This window comes from Frankia sp. CoBUL1, assembly GCF_978021245.1.
This window is the reverse complement of the sequence record NZ_CDXDOS010000174.1, coordinates 1-7,318: the sequence shown is the minus strand read 5'-3', so window position 1 is coordinate 7,318 and position 7,318 is coordinate 1. Positions and strand designations below refer to the sequence as shown.

Annotated in this window: 4 protein-coding genes and 4 pseudogenes; 6 read left to right on the top strand and 2 right to left on the bottom strand. The window is 73.0% G+C overall.

What is annotated here, in order from left to right; genetic code table 11:
- On the top strand, positions 1-1,033 hold a 1,033-nt coding region (locus tag AC08OX_RS12745; RefSeq protein ID WP_476608016.1), incomplete at its 5' end, for an amidase family protein.
- A 502-nt stretch (positions 1,034-1,535) separates the two neighbouring features.
- Positions 1,536-1,688, top strand: a pseudogene (locus AC08OX_RS12740) (hypothetical protein); the annotation flags it as partial.
- Positions 1,689-1,847: 159 nt separating this feature from the next.
- Here AC08OX_RS12740 and AC08OX_RS12735 read toward each other — a convergent pair.
- The gene (locus tag AC08OX_RS12735) at positions 1,848-2,990 is read right to left on the bottom strand and encodes an undecaprenyl-diphosphate phosphatase (protein ID WP_476608015.1); all 1,143 of its coding nucleotides are present in this window, start codon (positions 2,988-2,990) and stop codon (positions 1,848-1,850) included.
- 127 nt (positions 2,991-3,117) lie between these two features.
- Between AC08OX_RS12735 and AC08OX_RS12730 the strand changes: the two are divergent.
- Together AC08OX_RS12730 and AC08OX_RS12725 are read left to right on the top strand one after the other, a co-directional pair.
- Positions 3,118-3,871: pseudogene (locus AC08OX_RS12730) on the top strand (response regulator transcription factor).
- 447 nt (positions 3,872-4,318) lie between these two features.
- A pseudogene (locus AC08OX_RS12725) lies at positions 4,319-5,262 on the top strand (sensor histidine kinase); the annotation flags it as partial.
- A 139-nt stretch (positions 5,263-5,401) separates the two neighbouring features.
- On the opposite strand, the gene AC08OX_RS12720 reads toward AC08OX_RS12725, so the two are convergent.
- On the bottom strand, positions 5,402-5,944 hold the full coding sequence (locus tag AC08OX_RS12720; protein ID WP_476608014.1) for a VOC family protein: 543 nt from the start codon (positions 5,942-5,944) through the stop codon (positions 5,402-5,404).
- 87 nt (positions 5,945-6,031) lie between these two features.
- Here AC08OX_RS12720 and AC08OX_RS12715 point away from each other — a divergent pair, with 87 nt between their 5' ends.
- Together AC08OX_RS12715 and AC08OX_RS12710 are read left to right on the top strand one after the other, a co-directional pair.
- Positions 6,032-6,655 carry a TetR/AcrR family transcriptional regulator gene (locus AC08OX_RS12715; protein ID WP_476608013.1) on the top strand — a complete coding sequence of 208 codons (624 nt, stop codon included), beginning with the start codon at positions 6,032-6,034 and terminating at the stop codon, positions 6,653-6,655.
- A gap of 107 nt (positions 6,656-6,762) precedes the next feature.
- Positions 6,763-7,318: pseudogene (locus AC08OX_RS12710) on the top strand (ATP-binding protein); the annotation flags it as partial.

Genomic DNA, 7,318 nt, shown 5'->3' with positions numbered 1-7,318 from the left:
CCGCGTGGGCGAACGGCCGCCGCTGGCCGGGGTGCCTCTGGGGGTGAAGGTTACCGAGGGGCTGACCTCGACCCAGACCCGCCGGCTGCTCGCGGGCGGCTGCGTACCGGTCGGTGCCACCGCCGCCCCGGGCCCGGGCACTACCTGGCAGACCTGGGGGCACACCGACCGCGGCCCGACTCTCAATCCGCACGACCCGGCTTGGAGCCCCGGCGGGTCGTCCGCCGGATCGGCCGCCGCCGTTGCCGCCGGCCTGGTTCCCTTGGCCACCGGCAGCGACGGCGCCGGTTCGGTGCGCATCCCGGCGGCGTGGTGCGGCGTCGTGGGCCTGAAACTCACGGGCGGCCGGGTGCCCGCCCGCGACCGCGCGGGTCTCAACGCTGCCGGCGTGCTGGCCCGCGAGCCCGCCGACGCGGCCGCCTACCTCGACGCCGTCGCGGGCACCGCGACCCTGCCGGCGCTGCGCCGCCCCGACCGGCCGCTGCGCACGGCGTGGTCGGCCACGCTCGGTTTCGCCGATACGGCCCCGGCGGTCGCCGAGGTGGCCCGCACCCACCTGGACGCCCTCGCCCGAGCCGGCGCGCTCGCGGTGACCGATGCCGTGCCGTGCTTGCCCGACCCGGCGGACTGCTGGGTGTCCCTGCGTCACAGCGGCCAGGACACCGCCGGTACCCGGGCCGCCCTGCTGCGCTCTTTCGGTGGCCTGTTCGCCGGGCACGACCTGCTCGCCACCCCGACCACACCCAACCCCCCGCACGGCCACCAGGGGCCCGGGGAGACGATGAGCGTGGCGCTCACCTGGGCGTTCAACATCACCGGCCATCCTGCGATCAGCATCCCAGCAGGCCTAACCGGTGTCGGGGAACCGGTTGGCCTGCACCTGGTCGCCCCACCGGGCCGCGAGGCCGACCTTCTCGCCGTCGCTCTGGTGGCCCGCGCCATGCCCACCGCGCCCATCCGAACATGGCGACGACGGCTACCGGGCCCGGGACTCGGGTTCGTGCCTTACCAGCCGGAAGGTAGCTCTGGGTGACGTCCCGGACGCTTCGCCTGTGCTGGTGGCTGGTGTCCGACCTGCCGTGATCGTCCCGTTAGGGTGGCCGGCGTGCGGCGGGAGTAGACTCCGGAGCAGCTGATCGACTGCTGGACCCTGAGCGAGAGCGACCGCAAGCTGGTGCGGAACAAGGCCGGGGCGACCCGCCTCGGCTTCGCCTTGATGCTGAAATTTTTCGATCCGACCGCAAGGTGTCCGCGAGCACCGTCCGGCTCGCGCACACCGCCCTGGACTCGTTCTACGGTTGGGCAGGCCTCGGCCCGGCCGGCGTCACCCGCGTCGCCGGCGGACGGCGACGTCGTCATCACCGTCCGCACCGGCAAACTCCGCGTGCTCGGCAAGGGCGGACGCCTGCGCGACCTCCCGCTCCCAGCCCGCACCCGCCCCTCCTCGTCCGCTGACGGCAGGCCCGCGCCGAGCAGCTCGGCCTGCCCATCCCAGCCGACCCCTTCGTCACGCCCCGCCGGGTCAGGCAGGCCGAATGGGCCCGCGGCGGCCGGCGCATCTCCGCCCGCTCGGTCGACCACAGCATCCGCACCGCCGGCCGCACCGCCGGCCTGGAGATCTCTTTCCCCCCCACGTCCTGCGGCACACCGTCGCGACCAGCCTTGTCCGCGACGGCGCCGACCTCGTCCTGGTCGCCGAACTCCTCGGCCACGCCCGCGTCGACACCGTCCGGATCTACACCCTGCCCACCGACGACGACGTCCAAGACGCCGTCGACCGGGTCACCGTCGACTACGAACCACTCCGAAACGGACCACTCCGAAACGGACCATGCCACTACAGAGAGCTACTTTGCGGCTGGTGGAACGAACCCGAGTCCTGGGCCCTCCAGCGCTGTCCCGTTGCTGTCCCGTGCCGTTCGGAAGATCCCGAAACGTACGACGCACAGGGCACCGGCCACCAGGCAGTAGACGGCGAAGGGGGTCGCCGTGCGGGTTTCGAACCATCGGGCCAGGAACCGGATGGACACGTAGGCCACGACGCCGGCGACGATCGCCCCGAACAGGGTCTGACCGCGAACACCGTCTCCGAGCGGGCCGAGGAGGTCGGGGAGTTTCAGCAGACCGGCGGCGAGGATCACCGGGGTGGCGAGCAGGAACGCGAACCGGGCGGCGTCGAGGTGGGAGAGTCCCCGGGACAGGCCAGCGATCATCGTGACGCCCGACCGGCTGATTCCCGGAGCCAGGGCGGCGGTCTGCGCCACCCCGACGAGCAGGGCGTCCAGGCGCGGCAGCGCGGCGAGCCGCCGGTCGGCGTGCCGGGCCGCTGTCTCGGCTTCGGGTAGTGCCGTCTCGGTCGTCACGGCCTTCGAGTGGTTGCCGGGCCCGGACCCGGGTGCGGATCCGTGAGCTACCAGGGGACCGGAGGCCGGGCGCGTCCCGACCCTGCGGCCCGTGACCGGCGCCGAGCGTGGTATCGGCATGGTGTGCTCGTCCCGGTATCCGGCCGGCCCTGGAGCGCCGCCGGTCGTCGACCGGCGGCGCAGACGCTCCCCCAGCAGCATGATCATGCCGTTCACGGTGAGGAACACGGCGGCCGGCAGCGGCCGGCCCAGGTGGGTGCGCAGCGGATGCTCGAGGAGCAGCCCGACGATGCCCACCGGAACGGTCCCAAGGATGATCAGCCAGGCGAGCCGGCCGTCGGCGGTGGTGACCCGCCGGTCCCGGACCGAGACGGCCAGGCCCGTGATGATGCGCTGCCAGTCGTCACGGAAGGCGACGATAAGCGCCGCGGCGGTGGCCACGTGCACGGCGACGATGAAGGCGAGGTAGGGCGACTCGGGCGCGGAGACGTCGAGGTCCGCTGCCCATCGGCCGCCGATGAAAGCCGGCACGAGCACGCTGTGACCAAGGCTGGACACCGGGAACAACTCCGTGGCGCCCTGCAGGGCACCGATCACGCCCGCCTCGGCGTAGCTGAACGAGGACATGCCCGGCACCGTGCGCCTTCGATCATGTGAACATGGTGTGATGACCGAGTCCCGCGGCGCCACCGGCCGTGACACCGGCCGCAGACCGGAGCGGTTCTGCGCTCGCAGCAGCTCTACGATCCGTTCCATGCGGGTACTGGTCGTCGAGGACGAGGCGCGCACCGCCGCCCTGCTCCGCCGTGGCCTGGTCGAGGAGGGCTACGCGGTCGACGTCGTCGGTGACGGCGCCGACGCGGTCTGGCAGGCGACCGAGATCGGCTACGACGCGATCGTCCTGGACCTCATGCTTCCCGGTCTCGACGGATTCGAGGTGTGCCGCCGCCTGCGCGAGGCGGGCCGCTGGGCCCCGGTGCTCATGCTCACCGCCCGGGGGGACGTTGACGACCGTATCCGCGGTCTCGACGCGGGTGCCGACGACTACCTGCCCAAGCCGTTCAGCTTCGGGGAACTGACCGCCCGGCTGCGGGCGCTCGTGCGGCGCGGGCCCCACCGTCCTGCGGATCGGGGATCTTCGCCTCGACCCGGCCGAGCACCGCGTCCTGCGGGCCGGATCGCCACTCGACCTGTCCGCGAAGGAGTTCGCGCTCCTCCACCTGCTCATGCGCCATCCCGACGAGGTTCTGACCCGTACCTATATCGTCGATCACGTCTGGGACTTCGCCTTCGACGGCACCTCCAACATCGTCGACCAGTACGTGCGCTATGTCCGCCGGAAGATCGACATTCCGGACGGTCCGTCGCTCATCGAGACCGTCCGCGGGGTCGGATACCGGCTACGGACCCCGGCCGAGACGTCGCCCGGGACGTCCCGCGCACCTGGTGTGTCTGCTATGTCCGGCACATCTGGCGCGCCCGGCCCGGTCGTCGACGGGGAATCGTAGCCCGACGTGCCGATCCGGGTGAGGCTGACCCTGCTGTTCGCGCTGGGGACCGCGATCGTGCTCGCCATCGCTGGCGTCCTGTTCTACCTGCTGCTCCGGGTGAACCTGCGGGACTCCGTCGACGCCGACCTGCGGACCCGGTCGGATCTGCTGACGGTCAGGCTCGCCGATCGGTTTGATGCCGCCCGACCCGGGGGCGTTGGTCGAGCCGATGCGGCCGACCTGCTCGTGGGCGGCGGATCGATCGCCCAGGTGCTCCGGGCGGACGGGACGCCGATCGTCTCGTCGCCGGACGCCGGGTCACGGCCGCTGCTGACCGCGGACCAGCTCGCCCGGGCCCGGACGCAGCCGACCCTGGTCACCCGGGAAGTGCGGGCCGGCACCGGGATCAGGCCGACCGGAGATGTCCGCGTCCTGGCCGTGGCGGTGCACACGGGCCGGGCCGCCATGATCGCGGTCGTCGGCACGCCGACGCACCTCACCGACAGGGCCGAGGACCGGGTCCGCAACGTGATGGTGGTGGCGACGGCTCCGACGATCGCGCTGGCGGGCCTCGCCGCCTGGCTGCTCTCGGGGGCGGCGCTGCGGCCGGTGGAGCGGATGCGCCGGCAGGCGGCCGCCGGTCCGGTCACCGCCGGCAGGAACGGCGAGCTGGCGGTGCCCGCGACCCATGACGAGATCGCCGCTCTGGCCAGAACGATGAACGACCTGCTCCGCCGGCTGAACGCGGCCCGTGCCCGGGACCGTGCCTTCGTCGCCGACGCCGGCCACGAGCTGCGGACGCCCCTGACCGTACTCAAGGCCGAGCTGGAGCTCGCCGCCCGTCCCGGTCGCACGCGCGAGGAGCTGATCGAGGCGATCGTCAACGTCTCGGACGAGACCGACCGGCTCATCCGGCTGGCCGAGTCGTTGCTCACGCTCGCCCGGATGGACGGTGGTCTCGTCGGACAGGGGCGGGTCGCGCTCGACGAGGTACTCACCCGCTCCGCCCGGGCAGCGACGGGCTTTCTCCAGGCGCGCGGGCTACGACTCCGGCTTGGCGTCGCCGACGCGCAGCGGCCGCTGGAGGTCCTCGGCGACGGGGACATGCTCCGGCGGGCGGTCGACAACCTGCTTGCCAACGCCGCGCGTCACGCACCCGCGGGCAGCGTCGTCGAGCTGCGGGGATGCCGCACACCGCGGCGGGTCGTCGGGCCGTGGGTGGGTGTGGACGGGCCGGGCGAGGTCGTCATCGTGCAGATCCGCGACCGCGGCCCCGGGTTCCCCCCGAGTTCCTGCCGTACGTGTTCGAACGGTTCCGTCGCGCGGACACCGCCCGCACCCGGGACCACGGCGGCGCCGGGCTGGGTCTCGCGATCGTCGCCGCGATCATCAGTGCACACGGCGGCACCGTCGAGGCGGCCAACTGTCCGGACGGCGGCGCGGTCGTCACCGTCACCCTGCCTGCGACCGCCTGGCCTCCCGGTCCGCCGCCGGCGAGGGTGCACCGGGTCGTCCGGGTGAGCCCCGCCGTCCCGACGGGCCCGCGCGTCAGCCGTCGGCGAGGGATCTCCGGTCCCGGCGCAGGGGATGATCGGGCGGGATCTCCACGACCACGATCGGGACGCCGTCCGGATCCTCGATCCACATCTCGTCGAGTCCCCACGGCTCACGCCGCGGCTCCCGGGTGATGACGACACCCGCCGCGTTCAACCGGGCGTGTTCGGCTGCCAGGTCACGCACCTGCAGCCAGAGCCGCGCCGTCCTCACTGGTTCCCGGCCCGTGCCCACTGGTTCCCGGCCCGTGCCCACCGGCCGTGCCGGCCGCTGCGAGTGCCCGGACACCTCCAACAGGCCCTGGCCGAGGAAGAACACCAGCCCGGGTTCCTCCGGCGGCCCGAACTCGCGGTAGACCGCCAGCCCGAGGGTCTCGCGGTAGAAGTGATGACTGCGCTGCGGATCCGTGGGCCGGAGCAGGATGCGGCTACTGAGAACCTCCATCCGGCGAGTCTGCCCCGCCTGCGGACCGCCGTCGTCACCCGCGAGGTGCTGCGGGAGGCCGAGAGCGACCCGCGGCGCCGCCCCTTCGTCCACCTCGCGTAGCGTCCCCGCTGTCCCCGGACCCGGCGGCCGGTGCCGTCCGTCCCGGCGGGGCGGATCAGCCCTTGCTAGATTGATCGAATGTGCGAGCCCGCCGGCCGGCGTGAGCGCAAGAAGCGGCGCACCCACGACGCGCTGTCCGCGGCGGCCATCGCGCTGTTCCTCGACCGCGGCTTCGATGCGGTGTCGGTGGCGGAGGTCGCAGCGGCGGCCGGGGTGTCGAAGCCGACGCTGTTCACCTACTTCACGAGCAAGGAGGACCTGGTCCTGCACCGGATCCTCGACCATCGTGGGGAGTTCGCCCGGGTGGTGGCGCAGCGCCCGGCGGGCAGTTCGCCGCTGGCCGCCATCGAGGAACATCTCGCCGCCGGGCTCGAGCGCCGGGAGCCGGTCACCGGTCTGAACGACGACCGCGAGGTGCTCGCCTACCACGGTATGGTCTTCTCCACCCCGAGTCTGCTCGGCAGGCTGGCCCAGCACACCGGGCGGGACGAGGATGCCCTCGCCGCGGCGGTGCCGGCGGCCGGCGAGCTCGCGGCCCGGCTGGCTGCCGCGCAGATCATCGCCGTCCGGCGGGTGCTGGCCCGGGCGAACTGGGCCCGGCTGGGGGAGGGACGGTCCGCCGCGCAGGTGTTCCCGGACGCGCTTGCCGCCGCGCATCAGGCGTTCCGCGCCCTGCGGCGTGCCCTCCCCGACTACGCCTGAGTGCCTGCCATGTCCTGACTGTTCCTTCATGATCGCGGGTTGCCGCGGGGAGTGCCGCCTTCGTCCGGATAGTATTCCTTGCCGAATTAAGAAAGGGGTGCTAGGTGATGATTGACGGCATGAACGCCGAACCGGATGCGGATCCGGTCGACCTGACCGTCGATGTGGCTGTCGATGTGGCCGGACCGGACGCGGAGCTGGCCGCGGAACGCGAGCACCTCCGGCGCAGCCGGCGGGCGCTGGCGGGGATGCGTGCCGAGGTCGAGGGAACGGAGATTGCCGCGGGCGACGCGGTCGTGGACAAGGTGACGAACGCCTACCTGAAGCTGGCGAAGCAACGGCGGCTCGCCAGCTTCACCGAGCAGGAGCATTCGACGCCGCTGTTCTTCGCCCGGGTCGACTACGGGCCCGACGCGCCCCGGGTCCCCGGCCAGCGCTTCTACCTCGGGCGGCGGCACGTGCGCGAGGCTGCCGGGGACGATCCGCTGGTCGTCGACTGGCGCACCGAGGTCGCCCGGCCGTTCTACCGGGCGCATCCGGGCGACCTGATGGGGCTCACGGTCCGACGCAGGTTCGGCTACGACGGGGCGGAGCTCACCGCGTTCGAGGACGAACCGCTCATCCCCCGCCGCTCGGGGGCGGGGACGGCGGTTCGTCCTCGAA

What these genes read in the sequence shown, in the direction of transcription:
- AC08OX_RS12735 (WP_476608015.1), bottom strand. Translation starts at nt 2,990, where the DNA reads ATGTCCTCGTTCAGCTACGCCGAGGCGGGCGTGATCGGTGCCCTGCAG.
- AC08OX_RS12715 (WP_476608013.1), top strand. Translation starts at nt 6,032, where the DNA reads ATGTGCGAGCCCGCCGGCCGGCGTGAGCGCAAGAAGCGGCGCACCCAC.